The sequence below is a fragment of the Streptomyces sp. NPDC055400 genome (assembly GCF_053644375.1).
The window spans coordinates 279,958-299,275 of record NZ_JBSHLM010000004.1; the positions used below are offsets into that span (position 1 = coordinate 279,958).

Consider the following 19,318-nt stretch of genomic DNA (forward strand, 5'->3'; position numbering starts at 1 on the left):
GAGAGGGGCTCCTCAAGGACCGTCTTGGGGAGCCCCCCTCACGTCTACGCGATCGGGTTCGGCAGTGTCCCGATCAGCTGCAGGGCCCCCGCCGGGTCCGCGAGGTCCACCATCTGCTCGTTGTTGCGCAGCTGGAGCCGGTTGAGGCAGGACAGCGTGAACTCCGGGGCGAACATGTCGTACTGCCGGAACTTGTCGGCCAGTTGGGGCGCCGACTCCTGGTAGTCGCGGACACAGTCGGCGACCGCCCGCCAGAACGTGTCCTCGTCGAGTACGCCCTCCGTGACCAGGTTCGCCGCGAGGAAGCGGAAGAAGCAGTCGAAGACGTCCGTGAAGAGGGACAGCAGTTTCTGGTCGTCGGGGACCTCGACCCGGATGCGGTCGACGCCCGGCGGGAGGACCGCGTCGGGGTCCATGACCGCGATCTCCTCGGCGATGTCCTTGAAGACCGCCCGCTGGACCGTGCCGTCCTCGCCGAGCACCAGGATGACGTTCTCGCCGTGCGGCATGTACACGAGGTCGTACGCGTAGAAGCTGTGCAGCAGCGGCGTCAGGTACGACCGCAGGTATGGGCGCAGCCATTCGGCGGGGGTCAGGCCCGAGCGCTCGATGAGGGCCGCGGCGAACGAGCGGCCGTCGGCGTCGACATGGAGCAGCGACGCCATCGTGGCGAGGCGCTCGCCCTCGGCCAGGGACGGGACGGGCGACTCGCGCCACAGGGCGGCGAGCATTTTGCGGTACGGGGAGTAGCGGTCGGTCGCGGCCTCGTACTCCAGGTGCCGGTAGCCGACGGCGGCCCGCTCGCGGATGATCGTCAGGCCGGTCGCCTTGAGGACCTCGTCGTTCTCGATGAGCTGCGCGAGCCAGTCGTTGATGGCGGGCGTGGCCTCCATGTACGAGGCCGAAAGGCCGCGCATGAAGCCCATGTTGATGACGGACAGGGCCGTCTTCACATAGTGCCGCTCCGGGTGCGAGGTGTTGAAGAACGTGCGGATCGACTGCTGGGCGAGGTACTCGTCGTCGCCCTCGCCGAGGAGCACCAGGCGGCGCTCGGCGACCTCGGCCGCGAAGGTGACGGACAGCTTGTTCCACCACTGCCAGGGGTGGACGGGGATGAGCAGGTAGTCGTCGGGGTCCAGGCCCTGGCCGGTGAGCTCGGCGGCGAACCGCGCGAGGGTCTCCTCGCCGAGCTCGGCCCGCAGGTGGGACTCGTAGTCGAGTCCGGCACCGGTCGTGAACGCGGCCCGCTCCCGCGTCGCCGCCAGCCAGATCAGCCGGACGGGGCTCGCGGTCTCCGGGGCGTACGAGAGGTACTCGTGGACACCGAAGCCGAGCCGGCCGTTGTTGGCGACGAAGCAGGGGTGGCCCTCGGTCATGCCCGTCTCGATCTCCTGGAAGGAGCCGTCGCGGGCGAGGGAGGCCGCGGTGACGGGGGTTTTGGCGAGCTTGTAGCAGGTGCCGGAGAGGGTGGAGGAGATCTCCTCCAGGTAGACCGGCAGGATCGCGTCGCTCAGGCCGAGCGAGGTCTTCAGCTCGATGAGGAACTCCTGGGCGCTGAGCGGGAGTTCGGAGCCGTCGCGGTGGCGCGAGACGGAGTCCGCGGACACCTGCCAGTGGTCGAGGCGCAGGCGGCGGGCGGTGAAGCGGTACTCGGTCGCGCCGTCGTCGGAGCGCACGGCGTACCGATCGTCGCCCAGGTGCTCTGGCGTCAGGAGACGCTCGTGGGTGAACTCGGCGAGTGCCTTGCGGATGAGGAGGCGGTTGGCCTCGGCCCAGCGCTCGGGGGAGAGGTGGGTGACGGAGTCGGAGAGCGTCATACGGCGGCCACCCCCGTGGCGGCGAGGAACTGCTCGCGTGTGCAGAAGCTGAGCAGCGCCTGCTTCTCCGGCTTCTGGATGACGCGGTCGGGGACGAAGCCGACGGCCTCGTTCAGGGCGTGCACGGCCTTGTTGCGCACGTCGGGCTCGACGACGACGCGCCGGGCCGCCGGGTCGGCGAACAGGAACTCCATCACCGTGGTGATCACGGCGCGGGTGAAGCCGGGGATGCGGACGTCGCTGGGCGCCGTCAGGAAGTGCATGCCGACGTCGCCGGGCTCGGGCTCGTACAGGCCGACGAGTTCGACGTGCGCCGGGTCGTAGCGCTCCATGAGGAAGGCGGGCTCGCCGTCGTGGAGGCCCATGAACGCGTCGTGGTGCCCGGCGGCGGCTATCGCCATGTACTCGCGCTCCACGTCCTGCAGTTTCGCGTCCTGCATCAGCCAGAACGCGGCCTTCGGGTCGGTGACCCAGCGGTGCAGCAGCTCGGCGTCCGAGGCGCGGTCGAGGGGGCGGATGCTGAAGGTGCCGGTGGGGGAGCCGGTGGGGGTGCTCATGCGGCGAACTCCTGGAACGCGATGGTCTTCTCTACGGGGTAGTACTCGGTGCCGAGCAGCTCACGGATGATGTACGCGTTGCGGTACGCGCCCATGCCCAGGTCGGGCGAGGTGATCGAGTGCGTGTGAACGCCGGCGTTCTGGACGAACACGCCGCGGCCCGTGGTGTCGGCGGAGTAGTTGCGGGCGAGGTCGAAGCGGCCCCGGCTGTCCCAGTTGAGCCGGTCGCGGACCGGCTCGAGGAAGGCGGGCGTCTCGTACGTGTAGCCCGTGGCCAGGATCAGACCGTCGGTGCGCAGCTCGAAGTCCTTGCCCTGCTCCTCCTGGCGCAGGCCGAGCGTGTAGGTGCCGTTCTGATAACGCGCGCTTTGCAGCGACGAGTTGGTGAGCAGTCTGGTGGGGACGGGCCCGGCCAGGTTCTTCTGGTAGAGCAGGTCGAAGATCTCGTTGATGAGGTCGCCGTCGATGCCCTTGAAGAGGCTCTTCTGCTGGGTCTCCAGGCGGTAGCGGGTCTCCTCGGGCAGCGCGTGGAAGTAGTCCACATACTCGGGGGAGGTCATCTCCAGCGTCAGCTTCGTGTATTCGAGGGGGAAGAAGCGGGGGGAGCGGGTGACCCAGTTGAGGCGGTAGCCGTGGACGTCGATCTCGCCGAGGAGGTCGTGGTAGATCTCCGCGGCGGACTGGCCGCTGCCGACGAGGGTGATCGAGTCCTTCTGCTGGAGCTCCTGCTTGTGGTGCAGATAGCGGGAGTTGTGGATCGCGTCGCCGCCGAGGCCCCGGCAGGGCTCGGGGATGTGCGGCGGGGTGCCGGTGCCGAGGACGAGGCGCGGCGCGCGGTAGGTCTCGCCGTCCTCGGTGCTCACGACGTACACCTCGGCGCTCTCGTCGTACGAGACCCGCGTGACGGTCGTGCCGAAGCGGATGCTGGTGAGTTTCGCTGCGGCCCAGCGGCAGTAGTCGTTGTACTCGGTCCGCAGGGGATAGAAGTTCTCGCGGATGTAGAAGGAGTACAGCCGCCCCGATTCCTTGAGGTAGTTCAGGAAGGAGTACGGGGAGGTCGGGTCGGCCAGTGTGACCAGGTCCGACATGAACGGAGTCTGGAGGTGGGCGCCTTCGAGGAACATTCCCGAGTGCCATTCGAAGTCCGGCTTGGACTCGAGGAAGACACCGTTCAGTTCGGCTATCGGCTCGGTGAGGGCGGCCAGGCCGAGGTTGAAGGGGCCGAGGCCGATCCCGATGAAGTCGAGGGGATCAGGGGACTCAGGAAGCTTCGACAAGGTTCTCTCCCAGGTACTGCTCGGCGTGGCCGGCGATCAGATCGAGGACCGCGACGATGTCGCCGACGGTGGTCTCGGGGTTGAGCAGGGTGAACTTCAGGTAGTGGCGGCCGCCCACCTTGGTGCCCGCCACGATGGCGTCGCCGGAGGCGAACAGGGCCTTACGGGCGTACAGGTTGACGCGGTCGATCTCGGCGGGGTCGGTGACGCCGGCCGGGATGTGGCGGAAGACGAGGGTGGACAGCCGCGGCGCGACGACGACGTCGAACCGGGGGTCCGCGGCGAGCAGCTCCCAGGCCCTGCCCGCGAGTTCGCACACCTCGTCGAAGAGCTGCCCGACACCGTCGGCGCCCATCACGCGCAGCGTCATCCACAGCTTGAGCGCGTCGAAGCGGCGGGTCGTCTGGAGGGACTTGTCGACCTGGTTGGGGATGCGCTCGCTGACCATGCGGCGCGGGTTGAGGTAGTCGGCGTGGTACGTGGCGTGCCGCAGGGTGGCCGCGTCCCGGACGAGGACCGCGCTCGAACTCACGGGCTGGAAGAACGACTTGTGGTAGTCGACGGTGACGGAGTCGGCGCGCTCGATGCCGTCGAGGAGGTGCCGGTTCCTGACGGAGGCGAGGAGTCCGCAGCCGTACGCGGCGTCGACGTGCATCCAGGTGCCGTACCGGTCGCAGAGCTCGGCGATCTCGGGAAGCGGGTCGATGGAGCCGAAGTCGGTGGTCCCGGCGGTGGCGACGACCGCCATGGGCACGAGGCCCTCCTCGCGGCAGCGCTCCAGCTCACGCGCGAGGGCGACGGTCTGCATCCGCTTGTCGCGGTCCACGGGGACGGTGACCACGGCGTCGGGGCCGAGGCCGAGGAGCGTGGCGGACTTCCTGACGCTGAAGTGGCTGACCTCGGAGGCGAACACCCGCATTTTCGTGGGGTGTTCGGCGTTCTGGGACTTGGTCTCGTCGCGGGCGAGGAGCAGCGCCTGGAGGTTGGACTGGGAGCCGCCGGAGGTGAAGACGCCGTCGGCGGCGGGGCCGAGGCCGATGCGGCTCGTGGTCCAGTCGATGAGCTTGCGCTCGATGAGGGTGCCGCCGGCGGACTGGTCCCAGGTGTCGAGGGAGGAGTTGACCGCGGAGAGTACGGCCTCGCCGACCACGGCCGGGATGACGACCGGGCAGTTGAGGTGGGCGAGGTAGCGCGGGTGGTGGAAGTAGACGGCGTCGCGGAGGTAGACCTCTTCGAGCTCGTCCAGGGCGGCGGTCGTGTCGAGGAGGGGCGTGTCCAGGTCGACGGCGTCGATCCGGGGCGAGAGCTCGTCGACCGTGACCCCGGTGAACGGCCGGCCGGTGGTGGCGAGTTTGGCCGCCACCCGCTCGATTCCCTCGGTCACGGAACGGCGGTAGTGCTCCGCGGTCGTGTCGTTGAGCAGGTGCGAGCGCATGGACGGTCCTCCGGGTGGGGGCAGGAATGCGGGTGAGCGGGGAAGACGGGGGCATGGGAAAGGGGCGAGGTCCCAGCACGTGACTTAGGTTAGCCTAACCTAAGTTGCGCTTGCGACCCCGCCCCTACTGAGTGGCCGGAACCTGCTGCCGGTCAGCCCTCGGCGACCGCCTCCTGAGCCTCGGCGACGCGCAGCCCGTCCTCGCTGAGCCCCTTGCGCCAGTAGCCGACGAACGTCACCGACCGCTTGTCGTAGGCGCGTTCGCGCACGAGATGGCGGCGCAGCTCCTTCATCGTTCCGGACTCGCCCGCGAGCCAGGCGTACGGACTCGACGCCTCCGGCAGCTCGGCGGCGCGGATCGCCTCCAGCGCGGACGGCGCCTTCTCGTCACGCACGAGCCAGGTGAGGGTGACGTCGCCCGCGGTCTCGACGGCCGGGATGTCCTCGCGGTGCGGGACCTCGAGCCAGACGTGCGCGCGCAATCCCGGAGGCAGCCAGGCGAGGATGCCGAGGGCGGCGGGCAGGGCGGTCTCGTCGCCCCACATCAGGACGTGGTCGGCGCCCTCTTGGGGGCGGCAGCGTACGGCCGTGTTGTCGGCGGCAGCCGGGCCGAGGACCGTCACGCGGTCACCGGGCTTCGCCGCCTCGGCCCAGACGCAGGCGGGACCCGCGCCGCCGGGGCCGTCGTGGTGGAGCACGAAGTCGATGTCTATTTCGCCGGGTTCACCGGGCGCGCGGCGTTGCCCGCTGACCGTGTACGAGCGCATCACGGCCCGCACGTCGTCCGGGAGCGCCCGGTACGCGGCGTGCCAGGCGCGGCCGTCGTCGCCGGGCTCGGCGGCCGGTAGGACGGGGGCCTCCTGGCCCGGCCGCGGCAGGAACAGCGACAGGCTCTGGTCGCGGCCTCCGGAGTGGAAGTCCACGAGGCCGGGCCCCGTGAACGTGACGCGCCGCAGCGACGGACCGAGCCGCCGCGTCCGCGCTACCTGGAGGTCGAAGAATCGGAAAGGTGCGATCGCGGGCGACTCGGTCGTCGTCATCTGTGTCAGCCGACCTTCTTCGCCTTCTCGATGGCCTCGGCGAGGTCCTCGAGGATCGGGGCGCACTTGTCGTACGAGTAGATGGGCTCGGTGACGCGCGGGATGACCTGGCCGGCCTTGACGGCGGGCAGCTTCTTCCAGGTGGCCTTGTCGCGGTCGAGGTCCGCGGGCTGGATGGTGGCCGTGCGGTTGTCCATCATGATGATGTCGGCCGGGTACTTGTCGATGTTCTCCCAGCTCAGGTTCTCGAACCAGCCGCCGGACGCCTTCTTCGCCTTCTCCGACGGCTCGACAAAGTTCACGCCGAGCGACTTGAGGTACTCCAGGTCGGCGGAGAGGTTCGATCCGGAGACGTAGAAGATGTCCTGGCTCGCGGAACCGACGAGGACCCTGATCTCGGGGTGTGCCTTGGCGGCCTTGCGCAGGCGCGCGGCCGCGGTCTCGAAACGCTGCTTGGCCTTGACGACCTTGTCGGCCTTCACGTCGGCGCCGAGCGACTCGGCGAGGGCGAGCAGGCGCTGCAGCGGCTGCGTCATCTGGCGGTCGTAGACGGAGATGCCGACGCTCGGGGCCAGCTTGAGGATCTTGTCCTTCGACTCCAGCGGGACGGACCACAGCGTGCCGGCGGTGTCGTACACGGTGGTGACGAGGAGGTCCGGGGCGAGGCCCGCGTACTTCTCGATGTTGAAGCGGCCCCACTCGTTGCCGATGACCGTCACCTTGTCGACGTCCATGTCGCCGGCCTGGACGTCGGCCTTGCCGGCCGAGGTCTTCGTCGGGCCGAAGACGCCCTTGCACTCGATGCCGTAGTCCCACAGGGCGGCGGCGACGCTGGTGAACGCGACGACGTTCGCCGGGACCTTGTCGGCCTTCGCCGTCGTGCCGCGGTCGTCCTTGAAGGACCAGGGGCCGGACTTGGCGCTGCCCGACTTGGCGCCCGAGCCGCTGTCCTTGGAATCGCTGCCGCAGGCGGCGAGCGCGGCGGTGAGACCGAGGGCGCCGCCCGCGGCGAGGATGCCGCGACGGGAGGGGGTGGTGAGACGGGCATGGGGCATGACAGTGGCTGCTTTCGTGACGTACGGAGGGCCGCTGGCCGGATTCTGACTTAGGTTAACCTAACCTAAGCTGTTGTCCAGAGGGTCCCCTGGCAGCCGCCGATTCAGCCCGTCAGGCCCAGCTCCCGCGCGATCAGCATCCGCTGTACCTCGCTCGTGCCCTCGCCGATCTCGAGGATCTTCGAGTCGCGCCACATGCGGGCCACCGGGTACTCGTTCATGAAGCCGTAGCCCCCGTGGACCTGGGTCGCCTCGCGCGCGTTGTCCACGGCGATCGTCGACGAGTAGAGCTTGGCGAGCGCCGCCTCCTTCTTGAACGGCTCCCCGCTCACCAGCCTCGACGCCGCGTCACGCCACGCGAGGCGGGACGTGTGCGCCTTCATTTCCATGTCGGCGATCTTGAACTGGATCGCCTGGTACGAGCCGATGTTGCGGCCGAACGCGTGCCGCTCCTTGGCGTACTTCACCGACTCGTCCACGCAGCCCTGCGCCAGACCCGTCGCCAGCGCGGCGATCGCGATGCGGCCCTCGTCCAGGATCCGCAGGAACTGGGCGAATCCGCGGCCCTGTTCGCCGAGCAGGTTCGCCGCCGGGACCCGTACGTCGTCGAAGTGCAGCTCACGCGTGTCCGACGCGTTCCAGCCGACCTTCGAGTACGGCGCCGCGACCGTGAAGCCCGGCGTCCCGGACGGCACGATGATCGAGGAGATCTGCGGCTTGCCCTCGGGGCAGCGGCCGGTGACCGCCGTGACGGTGACCAGACCGGTGATGTCCGTACCGGAGTTGGTGATGAAGCACTTCGTGCCGTTGATCACCCACTCGCCACTCGCCTCGTCGAGCCTCGCCGTCGTACGGGTCGCGCCCGCGTCCGACCCGCCGTCGGGCTCGGTCAGGCCGAACGCGCCGAGGATCTCGCCGGAGCACAGTCGCGGCAGCCACTCGGCCTTCTGCTCCTCGGTCCCGAACAGGTGGAGGGGCATCGCGCCGAGCGAGACGCCCGCCTCCAGCGTGATCGCCACGGACGAGTCGACGCGCGCCAGTTCCTCAAGGGCGATCCCGAGGGCCAGGTAGTCGCCGCCCATCCCGCCGTACTCCTCCTGGAAGGGCAGCCCGAACAGGCCCATGCGGCCCATCTCCCGCACGATCTCGTACGGGAACTCGTGCCGCTCGTAGAAGTCGCCGATCTTCGGGGCGACGACGTCGTGCGCGAACTCCTCGACGGTGCGGCGGAGTTCTTCGTGCTCGCTGCTCAGGCGGTGGTCCATCTTGTTCACTGCTCCTGTAGGGGCTGTGCCGTTTTCACGAGGGCGCGGACGGTGCGGGCCGGACTGGGCCGGCCCAGCTGTTCGGCCATCCACGCGCTGGTGGCGGCGAGGCGGCCGAGATCGACCCCGGTCTCGATACCGAGGCCCTGAAGCATCCACACGAGGTCTTCGGTGGCGAGATTTCCGGTGGCGCTCTTCGCGTACGGGCAGCCGCCTAGGCCGCCCGCGGAGGCGTCCACGGTGGTCACTCCGTGCTGGAGCGCCGCGAGGGTGTTGGACAGGGCCTGGCCGTACGTGTCGTGGAAGTGCACGCCGATCGCGTTCGTCGGCACGCCCTCCTCGTTGAGCTCGGCCAGGAGCGTCTGGACGTGGCCCGGTGTCGCGACGCCGATCGTGTCGCCGAGGCTCAGCTCGTCGCACCCCATGTCCATCAGGGCCTTGGCGACCCGGACGACCTGGTGGACCGGGACGGCGCCCTCCCAGGGGTCCCCGAAGCACATGGAGAGATAGCCGCGCACATGCGCCCGGCTCTCCTTGGCGCGGGCCACGACCGGCTCGAACATGGCGAGCGCCTCGTCCACCGTCCGGTTCAGATTGGCCTTGGCGAACGACTCCGTGGCGCTGGCGAACACGGCTACGCGGCGTGCCCCGAGCGCGAGGGCCCGGTCCAGACCCCGCTCGTTCGGCACGAGGACGGGCAGGTGCGGGCGGGGCGCGCCGCCGAAGTTCCGGAGCATCGGGAACAGGGCTTCCGCGTCCGCCAGTTGGGGAACCCACTTGGGGTGCACGAAGCTGGTGGCCTCGATGGTGGTCAGGCCCGCGGCCGCGAGGCGGTGCACGAACTCCGCCTTCACCTCCGTGGGAACGGTCGCCTTCTCGTTCTGCAGTCCGTCGCGCGCGCCGACCTCGTGGATCCGCACGCGCGGGGGCAGATCCTGCGCGGGCACGACCATGGGCAGGGCGGTGGGCGCGGGGGTTGAGGGGGATGCGGGGGTGCTCATGCCGTCGTCTCCTCGTGCGGTGTGACGACCGCGAGGATCTGGTCCATCGCGACGGTCGTGCCCGGTGTGACGTCCAGTTCGGCCACGGTGCCGGCGTGCGGGGCGGAGATGACGTGCTCCATCTTCATCGCCTCGACCACCAACAGGCTCTGTCCGGCGACCACTTCGTCCCCTACGGCCACCTTGACGACGGTGACGGTGCCGGGCATCGGGGCGGTGAGGGAGTCGGCGCCGGAGTGCGCGGCACCGGTCAGCGAGGCCGCCACCGGGTCGAAGTCCTGCACGTGCCAGGCGTCGCCGTCCCGGCCCAGCCAGTCGCCGGCGCGGTGGAAGGTGTGGGTGAGGCCGTCGAGGTGGACGGTGACGCTGCCGGCGCCGACCGTGCCCGTGCCCCGCGCCCGGTGAGTGACGGGCTCAAGTCCCGCGACTCGCAGGTGGAGGTCGAGGGGTGCCGGTTCGCCTCCCAGGCGCCATCCGCTGGGGACGGAGAAGGGGTCCGTCCAGCCGTCTTCCGAAGGGGCGAGGCGTGCCGCGCGTACCGCGGCCGCCGCCTCGTACACCTCCTGAGGCACCTCCCCGGAGACCAGGCCGTCGGCCTCCCGCTCCACGAGTCCCGTGTCCAGCTCGCCCGCCACCACCGCCGGGTGCGCGAGCAGCCGCCGCAGGAACCCGGCGTTCGTCGGCACGCCCAGCGTGACCGTCTCCGCGAGGGCGGCGCGCAGCTTGCGCAGGGCGGTCGCCCGGTCCGGGCCGTACGCGATGACCTTCGACAGCATCGGGTCGTACAGGCTCCCGACCTCCGTGCCCTCGCTGAGCCCCGAGTCGGTGCGCACCCCTTCGCCCTGCGGCTCGCGCAGCGAGACGACCGTGCCGCCCGACGGCAGGAAGCCGCGCGAAGGGTCCTCGGCGCAGATCCGGGCCTCGACCGCGTGCCCGGTCAGCTCGATGTCGTCCTGCGCGTACGGCAGTTGCTCCCCGGCCGCGACCCGCAGCTGCCACTCCACCAGGTCGACGCCCGTGATCAGCTCCGTGACCGGGTGCTCGACCTGGAGGCGGGTGTTCATCTCCATGAAGTAGTACGAGGACGGGTCGTTGCCCGGCACGATGAACTCCACCGTGCCCGCGCCGCGGTACCCGCACGAGCGGGCCGCCTGCACCGCTGCCTCGCCCATCGCCGCGCGCGTCGCCTCGTCGAGCAGGACGCTCGGCGCCTCCTCGATGATCTTCTGGTGGCGGCGCTGGAGGGAGCACTCGCGCTCGCCCAGGTGGATCACGTGCCCGTGGCCGTCCGCGAGGACCTGGATCTCGATGTGCCGGGGGCGGTCGACCCAGCGCTCCACGAGGAGCGTGTCGTCGCCGAACGAGGCGCGGGCCTCGCGCCGCGCGGCCGCGATCTCGTCGCCGAGCAGCACCTCGTCACGTACCAGGCGCATACCCTTGCCGCCGCCGCCCGCGGACGGCTTGAGCAGGACGGGCATGCCGATCTCCCGTGCCGCGTCGGCCAGTTGGGCGTCGGTCAGGCCGCTGCCGGACGAGCCGGGCACGACCGGGACCCCGGCTGCCCGCACGGTCTCCTTGGCGCGGATCTTGTCGCCCATGAGGGAGATCGCCTCGGCGGAGGGGCCGATGAAGACGAGGCCCGCGTCGGCGCAGGCCCGTGCGAAGGCGGCGTTCTCCGCCAGGAATCCGTAGCCCGGGTGGACGGCCTGGGCGCCCGTGCGCGCCGCCGCTTCGAGGAGCCGGTCCACGCGGAGATAGCTCTCGCCCGCGGGCGGCGGCCCGATGCGGACCGCCGTGTCGGCCTCGCGCACATGGCGGGCGTCGGCGTCCGCGTCGCTGTACACGGCCACCGAGCGGATGCCGAGCGCCCGCAGCGTACGGATGACGCGGACGGCGATCTCGCCGCGGTTGGCCACAAGAACGGTGTCGAACATGCTCGTGCTCATTGGGGTTCCCTCCCCTCACATCCGGAAGACGCCGAAGCCGGCGGACTTCTCCGGCAGCGGCGCGTGGGCACAGGCGGTCAGGGCGAGGCCGAGGACCTGCCGGGTCTCCAGCGGGTCGATCACGCCGTCGTCCCAGAGCCGGGCCGTCGCGTAGTAGGCGTTGCCCTGCTCCTCGTACTGCGCGCGGATCGGTGCCTTGAAGGCGTCCTCGTCCTCGGCGGGCCACTGTTCGCCGCGCGCCTCCAGCTGGTCCCGCTTGACGGTCGCGAGGACCGAGGCGGCCTGCTCGCCGCCCATGACGGAGATCTTGGCGCCGGGCCACATCCACATAAAGCGCGGCGAGTAGGCCCGGCCGCACATCGAGTAGTTCCCCGCGCCGTACGAGCCGCCGATCACGACGGTCAGCTTCGGTACGCGCGTGCAGGCCACAGCGGTGACCATCTTGGCGCCGTGCTTGGCGATGCCGCCCGCCTCGTAGTCCCGCCCCACCATGAAGCCCGAGATGTTCTGCAGGAACACCAGCGGGATGCCGCGCTGGTCGCACAGCTCGATGAAGTGCGCGCCCTTCTGGGCGGACTCGGAGAACAGGATGCCGTTGTTCGCGACGATCCCGACCGGGTGACCGTGGATGCGGGCGAAGCCGGTGACGAGGGTCTGCCCGAACTCCGCCTTGAACTCGGCGAACCGCGAGCCGTCCACCACGCGCGCGATGACCTCCCGCACGTCGTACGGGGTGCGGGAGTCGACCGGCACCGCGCCGTACAGCCCCGCCGGGTCGACCTTCGGCTCGGTCGCCGGGGTGACCGACCAGGGCAGCTCGCCGCGCTCCGGGAGCGTCGAGACGATCGTCCGCACGATCCGCAGCGCGTGCGCGTCGTCCTCCGCGAGATGGTCCGTGACGCCCGAGACCCGGGAGTGCACCTCGCCGCCGCCCAGCTCCTCGGCGGTGACGACCTCGCCGGTGGCGGCCTTCACCAGGGGCGGGCCGCCCAGGAAGATCGTGCCCTGATTGCGCACGATGACGGCCTCGTCGCTCATCGCCGGGACGTACGCCCCGCCCGCCGTGCACGAGCCGAGGACCGCGGCGATCTGGGGGATGCCGGCGCCCGACATCCGCGCCTGGTTGTAGAAGATCCGCCCGAAGTGCTCGCGGTCGGGGAAGACCTCGTCCTGCATCGGCAGGAAGGCGCCGCCCGAGTCCACCAGGTAGACGCACGGCAGCCTGTTCTCCAGGGCCACCTCCTGGGCGCGCAGGTGCTTCTTCACCGTCATCGGGTAGTACGTGCCGCCCTTGACCGTCGCGTCATTGGCGACGATCACGCAGGCGCGGCCGCTGATCCGCCCGATCCCGGCGATCACCCCGGCGGCCGGCGCCTGGTCCCCGTACATCCCGTCGGCCGCCAGCGGGGCCAGCTCCAGGAACGGGGAGCCCGGGTCGAGCAGCGTGTCCACGCGGTCGCGCGGCAGCAGCTTGCCGCGCGCGGTGTGCCGGGCGCGGGCCCGCTCGCCGCCGCCGAGCCGGGCCGCGGCCAGCTTGCCGCGCAGCTCGTCGGCCAGCGCCTCGTGCGCCGCCTCGTTGGCCTTCCAGGCCTCCGACGCGGGATCCGCCGCGCTCGTCAGCTCCGGTGCCTCCTGCATTGCGCAGTCCCCTCGATCGGCTCTCGCTCGGTTAATGAGCGTTAACGCGTTTCCTTCAGGTTAACGACCGCTAACGTCGCTGTCTAGAATTACCTTCATGGCCACCAGAACCGACGCCCCCACCCGCCGCGAGCAGATCCTCAAGGAGGCCGCGCGGCTCTTCGCCGAGCGCGGGTTCCACGGAGTCGGCGTCGACGAGATAGGCGCCGCGGTCGGCATCAGCGGCCCCGGGCTCTACCGTCACTTCGCGGGCAAGGACGCGATGCTCGCCGAGCTGCTCGTCGGCATCAGCGGACGGCTCCTGACCGGCGGCAAGCGCCGGCTCGCCGAGTCCGGCGGCGGCGACCCCGAGGTGCTGCTCGACTCCCTCATCGAGGGGCACATCGACTTCGCCCTCGACGACCGGCCCCTGATCACCCTGCACGACCGTGAGCTGGACCGCCTGCGCGACAGCGACCGCAAGCTGGTGCGCCAGCTCCAGCGCCAGTACGTCGAGCTGTGGGTCGAGGCGGTGCGCGAGGTCTATCCGGGCCTGGTCGAGCAGCCCGCGCGTGCCGCCGTGCACGCCGTCTTCGGCCTGCTCAACTCGACCCCGCACCTCGGCAGGTCCGGCGGACTCCCCGGCCGCGAGGCGACGGCGGGCCTGCTGCACCGCATGGCGCGCGGTGCGTTCGCGGCCGCCCAGGCGTGACGTGCGTCTCTGGACGCTCCAGAAACTGGCGGGTAACCTAAGCTGAGCAAGCGCTTAGTCGTGCAGTGATGCCGTTTCCGAAGGAGCAGGTCGTGCGCCGTACCGTTTACAACGAGGACCACGAGGCGTTCCGGGACACCATCCGCGCCTTCATCGAGGCCGAGGTCGTGCCCGTCTACGACGAGTGGTTCGCGGCCGGGCAGGCCCCGCGCGACTTCTACTACAAGCTCGCCGAGCTGGGCGTCTTCGGCATCCGCGTGCCCGAGGACTTCGGCGGCGCCGGCATCGACTCGTACAAGTTCGAGGCCGTGATGTACGAGGAGACCGCGCGCGCGGGTGTCCAGTTCGGCGGCTCCGGTGTGCACGTGCTGCTCGGCCTGCCGTACATCAAGATGCTCGCCACCGACGAGCAGAAGAAGCGCTTCCTGCCGAAGTTCGTCTCCGGTGAGGAGATGTGGGCCCTCGCGATGACCGAGCCGGGCACCGGCTCCGACCTCGCGGGCATGAAGACCACCGCCAAGCTCTCCGAGGACGGCACGCACTACGTCCTCAACGGCGCCAAGACCTTCATCACCGGCGGCGTCCACGCCGACAAGGTGATCGTCTGCGCCCGCACCGACGCGCCCACCGCCGAGGACCGCCGCCACGGCATCTCCCTCTTCGCGGTGGACACCAAGTCCGAGGGCTACTCGATAGGCCGCAAGCTCGACAAGCTCGGCCTGAAGACCTCCGACACCGCCGAGTTGGCGTTCGTCGACGTGAAGGTCCCCGTCGAGGACCTCCTCGGCGAGGAGAACAAGGGCTTCTACTACCTCGGCCACAACCTCGCCTCCGAGCGCTGGGGCATCGCCTTCGGCGCCTACGCGCAGGCCAAGGCCGCCGTCCGGTTCGCCAAGGAGTACGTCCAGGAGCGCGCCGTCTTCGGCAAGCCCGTCGCGTCCTTCCAGAACACCAAGTTCGAACTGGCCGCCTGCCAGGCCGAGGTGGACGCCGCCGAGGCCGTCGCCGACCGCGCCCTCGAGGCCCTCGACGCGGGCGAGCTGACCCCCGCCGAGGCCGCCAGCGCCAAGCTGTTCTGCACCGAGGTCGCGCACCGCGTCATCGACCGCTGCCTCCAGCTCCATGGCGGCTACGGCTTCATGAACGAGTACCCGATCGCCCGCCTGTACGCGGACAACCGCGTCAACCGCATCTACGGCGGCACCAGCGAGATCATGAAGACGATCATCGCGAAGGACATGGGCCTGTAACCCGCCCGTCCCTCCGCCTTCTGTAGAACTGGCTGTATGAATCAGGCACTGGAGTCCCTGCTCGATCTGCTCGACCTCGAGCAGATCGAGCAGGACATCTTCCGCGGGCAGTCCCGCTCCGCCGTCGTCCCCCGGGTCTTCGGCGGACAGGTGGCGGCCCAGGCGCTCGTCGCCGCCGGGCGCACCGTCCCCCGCGACCGGCACGCCCACTCGCTGCACGCGTACTTCCTCGTGGCCGGCGACCCGGGCGCGCCCATCGTCTACACCGTCGACCGGATCCGCGACGGGCGCTCCTTCACCACCCGCCGCGTCGTCGCCGTCCAGCACGGGCAGCCGATCTTCCACCTCTCGGCGTCCTTCCAGACGTACGAGGAGGGCCTGGAGCACCAGGCGGACATGCCGCCCGCGCCCGACCCCGAGACGCTGCCGACGGCCGCCGAGATGCTGCCGCGCTACGCCGACGCGTTCGTCGAGCCCGGCGTCGCCGAGCGGCTCCTCGAAGCGCGCGAGGCCGTCGACCTGCGGTACGTGGACGCGCCGCCGTTCGGCAGCGTCGGCACCCCGCAGGAGCCGCGCTCGCAGGTCTGGTTCCGTACGAACGGCAAGCTCGACGGCGTCATCGACGAGCCGCTGCTGCACGTCTGCCTCGCCACGTATGTCTCCGACATGACGCTCCTGGACTCCGTGCTGCTCGCGCACGGGCGCGGCGGATGGGCCGTGGGTGACGTGGTCGGCGCCTCGCTCGACCACGCGATGTGGTTCCACCGGCCGTTCCGCGCGGACGAATGGCTCCTGTACGACCAGGAGTCGCCGTCGGCCTCGGGCGGGCGCGGCCTCGGCCAGGCCCGCATCTACACCCGCGACGGACAGCTCGCCATCTCCGTGATCCAGGAGGGCGTCGTCCGCGTCCCGCGGTGAACCCGCGTGGTTCGCGGCGCGTCGCGATCGGACATACCGTCACCTGCATGGGCACGAGCGCTGAGCAGAGTGGGACGGCCGGGGACACGGAGGAGAACGGCGGGGGCGAGAGCGTCACCACCGTTCTCGTCGCGGCCGCGGCCAACCTCGGGATCGCCCTCGCCAAGGCCGTCGCCGGCATCATCAGCGGGTCGAGCGCCATGCTCTCGGAGGCCGCCCACTCGGTCGCCGACACGGTCACCGAGGTGCTGCTGCTTACCGCGCTGAAGCGGAGCGAGAAGCCCGCGGACGAGGAACACCCCCTCGGCTACGGGCCCGAGCGCTACATCTGGGCGATGCTCGCCGCCGTCGCCACCTTCGTCGGCGGCGCCGTCTTCGCGATCTACGACGGCGTCCACACCCTGATCGCCGGCGAGGAGCTCGGCAACCCGCTCATCTCGTACATCGTCCTCGCCCTCGCCTTCCTCCTGGAGGGCTTCTCGCTGCGTACGGGCATCAAGCAGGCCCGGGGCGAGGCCGAGCGCATGGGGGCGCCCGTGGGCCGGTATCTGCAGCGCACCCCCGACACCGCCGTCAAGGCCGTGGTCATGGAGGACTCGGCCGCCCTCGTCGGCCTGGTCCTCGCCGCGGGCGGACTGCTCGGCGGTCAGCTCACCGGCTCCGGCGTCTGGGACGCCATCGCCTCCCTGTGCATCGGCGCCCTGCTCCTGTACGTCGCCTGGGTCCTCGGACGGTCCAACGCCGAACTCCTCGTCGGGCGCCCGCTGCCCAAGCCGGTCCGCCTGGAGATCCGCGAAATCCTCGCGGGCGTCGAGCACATCGAGGCCGTACTCGAACTGACCACCCTCGTCCAGGGGCCGCGCGAGGCGCTCGTCGCGGCGAAGGTCGACCTGCGCGACACCTCCACCGCCGCGCAGATCGAGTGGGCCTGCGAGGAGGCGGCCCGCCGACTGCGCGAGCGGTTCCCGAACGTGACCCGGGTCTACCTCGACCCGACGCCCGGCTTCGCGCAGCGGCGCGAGGAGGGGCTCAACCCGTGGGGTTGAGACCTGCGGCGTCGAGGAGATACGCCGTCATCGGGTCGTAGTGGCGCGGGCTCGTGACGTGGTCGTCGAGCGGCACCGTCACCTGAAGGGTGCCCTCCGCCTCGCCGATGAACAGCGCCGGGTCGTTGCAGTCCGCGTAACCGATGGAGTCGATCCCGCGCCGGCCCGCGCAGCCCGCCCAGCCGTGGTCGGCGACGACCAGGTTCGGCAGGGCGCGCTCCTCGCGCTCCATGCCGTCGAGGATCCGCGCCATGGGGTCCGGGGAATGCGTGTGCCACAGCGTCGCGCCGCGCTCCAGCATCGCCACGTCCGCGAACTGGAAGACCATGCCCTCGTCCGTGGAGAGGCCCTCGGGGATCACGACGATCTCGCAGCCCGCCGCGCGCAGCGCCGCGGCGGTCGCGCGGTGCACGTCGAGGAGGCCGCCCGGGTGCCCGGTCGCGAACAGGACGCGCTCCTTGCCGGCCGCCGCCTTGCGCAGCCGGGCGCCCATGCGCTCCAGGGCGTCGACCGTGAGCTGCGGGTCGATGGTGTCCTGGCCGAAGCGGTACTCGGGATCGTCGTTCACGCCGCAGCGCTCCGCCATCACCGCGAGGACGTCCTGCTCGTCGGTCCAGCGGTCGCCGAGCTCCAGGCCGAGCCAGTAGTGGCGGTCGCCGTTCGCGAGCCTGCGGTAGTGGGAGAGGTTGTTGTCGCGGGGTGTGGCCACGTCGCCCGCGATGCGAGTGCGGATCAGATGGTCGACGAGCGCGGCGCGGCTGGGGGTCCCGGGTATCGGCATGCACCCCATTGTGCCGTCGGGCGCTGTGACGGGGCCCGATGTCCCGGGGGGTGGGACGGGCGTCACTCTGCGTGGCGCAGAGCGAACCACAGTTCCATGCGCACGTCGGGGTCGTCCAGGTCGGTGTCCAGGAGCGTCGCGCACTTCGCGATGCGCTGACGCACGGTGTTGCGGTGGACGGCGAGCGCGGTGGCGGTACGGTCCCAACTCCCGTGCAGGGAAAGCCAGGTACGCAGCGTCTCGGTCAGCGCGGGCGTGGGGGAGATCGGGGCGAGGAGCGTCCGGGCGTGGGCCGTCGCCTCCCCGGGGTCGAGGAGCGAGGCGAGTCCCCGGGCGTCCGCGTGGTGGTGGACGAGCGGGGCATGGGTCGCCCTCGCCCGGGTCAGGGCGCGGGACGCCTGCGCGTCGGCCGCCGCCAGGTCCTCCGCGGGAGCCGCGCCGCTCACCCCCATCACCCAGCCGTCCTGGGCGATGACCTCCTGGTCCGCGGGGAGCAGGGCGCGTACGAGGGAGTCTGTGGTGTCGACCAGGGGCGTGCCGAGGGAGACGGGCGGCGGGGTCGGACGGTCCGGCGCGGCGTGGACCACCCGCCACGTGCCGTCGCCGAGCAGCGCCGCGACGCCGGCCGGCTCCTCGCCGAGCAGGAGCCGGACCAGGGCCGCCGAGCGCGCCGCCTCGGCCGTCGTCTGGTGTTCGCCCGTGAGCAGGGAGAGCAGGACCACCGCGACCCCCGCGATCGTGTGGTCGCCGGGATCGCGCTGCCCGACCGCCGTCCCCAGCACGTAGCCCTGGCCGCCGCCCAGCGCGTACGCCGCCAGATGCGCGCCGCCCACCGTGTCCGCCGCCGACGTGGGCGCGGGGAAGAGGCGCGTCTCGCCAGGGCGCACGATCCGCATCAGCTGGCTCATCGCCGCGCTCACCTCGGCCGTCGGCTCGGGGCCCGCCCGGCCGACCTCCGAGCCGTCCGGCGCGGTGAGCACCGCCCAGCCGCCGGTGCGCTGCGCCAGCTGCCGCAGCACCGCGGGCACCGGGTAGGGGCGCGCCGCCGCCGTGGCGAGGCCCTGCTGCGCCTCGCTCACCCTGCGCAGTTCAGCGTGGCGCGCCTGGGCCATCAGCTGCCACACCGCGCGCGTCACCCCGCTGAACGTGGAGTGCGGCGGCACCTCGAGGAGCGGCAGCCCGTGCCGCTCGCAGGCCTCGACCAGGGCGCGCGGCACCGTGTCGTGCACCGGCGCGAGACCGAAGGCGAGCGCCGCGCCGCCGGCCGCGACGATCCGCGCCACATAGTCGTCGTAGTAGGGACCCGTGCCCGCCGACTCCGTCGCGTGCACCCCGGCGGTCAGCAGCAGCTCACCGCCGAGCAGGTACGGGTACGGGTCGGCCATCTCGGACGTGTGCGCCCAGTGGATCACCGTGCCGGGGCCGACGGGCGGGCCCGCGATCTGGCGCAGGCCCAGGTCCTCGCGGGCGAGCAGCGCGGTGAGCGGCACCGGCGGGGTGGGCGGAACGGCCGGTGCGGGGGAGCCTGGGAGGCCCGCCGCAGGCCGGGTTGCGTCCGGCATGGTGGATGTTTTCTCCATCCAGTCGCGGGAGAGTGGATA

The 19,318-nt window shown here is 71.1% G+C and carries 16 protein-coding genes; 4 read left to right on the forward strand and 12 right to left on the reverse strand.

The genetic code is table 11. From position 1 onward, the window contains the following. Window positions 1–44: 44 nt before the first annotated feature. The 10 genes from ACWIGU_RS12595 to ACWIGU_RS12640 all read right to left on the reverse strand — a co-directional run bounded on the left by ACWIGU_RS12595 (window position 45) and on the right by ACWIGU_RS12640 (window position 13,031). The gene (locus ACWIGU_RS12595) at window positions 45–1,817 is read right to left on the reverse strand and encodes an IucA/IucC family protein (protein WP_454400048.1); all 1,773 of its coding nucleotides are present in this window, start codon (window positions 1,815–1,817) and stop codon (window positions 45–47) included. Then, window positions 1,814–2,374: a GNAT family N-acetyltransferase gene (locus tag ACWIGU_RS12600; protein WP_454400050.1), complete on the reverse strand. Its 561-nt coding sequence runs from the start codon at window positions 2,372–2,374 to the stop codon at window positions 1,814–1,816. Before ACWIGU_RS12600 ends, ACWIGU_RS12595 begins: the two co-directional genes overlap by 4 nt. Beyond that, entirely contained in the window at window positions 2,371–3,651 is a 1,281-nt protein-coding gene (locus ACWIGU_RS12605) for a lysine N(6)-hydroxylase/L-ornithine N(5)-oxygenase family protein (RefSeq protein WP_454400052.1), read from the reverse strand. Before ACWIGU_RS12605 ends, ACWIGU_RS12600 begins: the two co-directional genes overlap by 4 nt. Further along, entirely contained in the window at window positions 3,635–5,086 is a 1,452-nt protein-coding gene (gene desA, locus ACWIGU_RS12610; protein WP_454400054.1) for a lysine decarboxylase DesA, read from the reverse strand. The genes ACWIGU_RS12605 and desA overlap by 17 nt, the downstream gene beginning before the upstream one ends. A gap of 152 nt (window positions 5,087–5,238) precedes the next feature. Then, on the reverse strand, window positions 5,239–6,126 hold the full coding sequence (locus tag ACWIGU_RS12615) for a siderophore-interacting protein (RefSeq protein ID WP_454400056.1): 888 nt from the start codon (window positions 6,124–6,126) through the stop codon (window positions 5,239–5,241). Window positions 6,127–6,131: 5 nt separating this feature from the next. Next, window positions 6,132–7,181, reverse strand: coding sequence for an ABC transporter substrate-binding protein (locus ACWIGU_RS12620; RefSeq protein ID WP_454400057.1), 1,050 nt, complete (start codon window positions 7,179–7,181; stop codon window positions 6,132–6,134). A 104-nt stretch (window positions 7,182–7,285) separates the two neighbouring features. Next, on the reverse strand, window positions 7,286–8,446 hold the full coding sequence (locus tag ACWIGU_RS12625; protein WP_454400059.1) for an acyl-CoA dehydrogenase family protein: 1,161 nt from the start codon (window positions 8,444–8,446) through the stop codon (window positions 7,286–7,288). 5 nt (window positions 8,447–8,451) lie between these two features. Next, complete coding sequence (locus ACWIGU_RS12630) at window positions 8,452–9,447, reverse strand: hydroxymethylglutaryl-CoA lyase (RefSeq protein WP_454400061.1); 996 nt, start codon at window positions 9,445–9,447, stop codon at window positions 8,452–8,454. Further along, window positions 9,444–11,393: an acetyl-CoA carboxylase biotin carboxylase subunit gene (locus tag ACWIGU_RS12635; RefSeq protein ID WP_454400063.1), complete on the reverse strand. Its 1,950-nt coding sequence runs from the start codon at window positions 11,391–11,393 to the stop codon at window positions 9,444–9,446. The genes ACWIGU_RS12630 and ACWIGU_RS12635 overlap by 4 nt, the downstream gene beginning before the upstream one ends. A gap of 15 nt (window positions 11,394–11,408) precedes the next feature. Continuing rightward, the gene (locus ACWIGU_RS12640) at window positions 11,409–13,031 is read right to left on the reverse strand and encodes a carboxyl transferase domain-containing protein (protein WP_454400064.1); all 1,623 of its coding nucleotides are present in this window, start codon (window positions 13,029–13,031) and stop codon (window positions 11,409–11,411) included. A 97-nt stretch (window positions 13,032–13,128) separates the two neighbouring features. Here ACWIGU_RS12640 and ACWIGU_RS12645 point away from each other — a divergent pair, with 97 nt between their 5' ends. The 4 genes from ACWIGU_RS12645 to ACWIGU_RS12660 all read left to right on the forward strand — a co-directional run bounded on the left by ACWIGU_RS12645 (window position 13,129) and on the right by ACWIGU_RS12660 (window position 16,936). Continuing rightward, on the forward strand, window positions 13,129–13,722 hold the full coding sequence (locus ACWIGU_RS12645) for an SACE_7040 family transcriptional regulator (protein ID WP_454400066.1): 594 nt from the start codon (window positions 13,129–13,131) through the stop codon (window positions 13,720–13,722). Between the two features lie 92 nt (window positions 13,723–13,814). Continuing rightward, window positions 13,815–14,972 (forward strand): acyl-CoA dehydrogenase family protein, encoded by a 1,158-nt coding sequence (locus ACWIGU_RS12650; protein WP_454400068.1) that lies wholly within the window; start codon window positions 13,815–13,817, stop codon window positions 14,970–14,972. Between the two features lie 36 nt (window positions 14,973–15,008). Beyond that, a complete protein-coding gene (locus ACWIGU_RS12655) occupies window positions 15,009–15,890 on the forward strand; it encodes an acyl-CoA thioesterase (RefSeq protein WP_454400070.1) in 882 nt (293 codons plus the stop codon). Between the two features lie 47 nt (window positions 15,891–15,937). Then, window positions 15,938–16,936, forward strand: coding sequence for a cation diffusion facilitator family transporter (locus ACWIGU_RS12660; protein WP_454400072.1), 999 nt, complete (start codon window positions 15,938–15,940; stop codon window positions 16,934–16,936). Here the strand turns inward: ACWIGU_RS12660 and ACWIGU_RS12665 are convergent. Both ACWIGU_RS12665 and ACWIGU_RS12670 read right to left on the reverse strand, forming a co-directional pair. Next, on the reverse strand, window positions 16,920–17,717 hold the full coding sequence (locus ACWIGU_RS12665; RefSeq protein WP_454400074.1) for a phosphatase: 798 nt from the start codon (window positions 17,715–17,717) through the stop codon (window positions 16,920–16,922). The genes ACWIGU_RS12660 and ACWIGU_RS12665 overlap by 17 nt on opposite strands. A 62-nt stretch (window positions 17,718–17,779) precedes the next feature. Next, window positions 17,780–19,279 carry a helix-turn-helix domain-containing protein gene (locus ACWIGU_RS12670; RefSeq protein WP_454400076.1) on the reverse strand — a complete coding sequence of 500 codons (1,500 nt, stop codon included), beginning with the start codon at window positions 19,277–19,279 and terminating at the stop codon, window positions 17,780–17,782. Window positions 19,280–19,318: the final 39 nt, after the last annotated feature.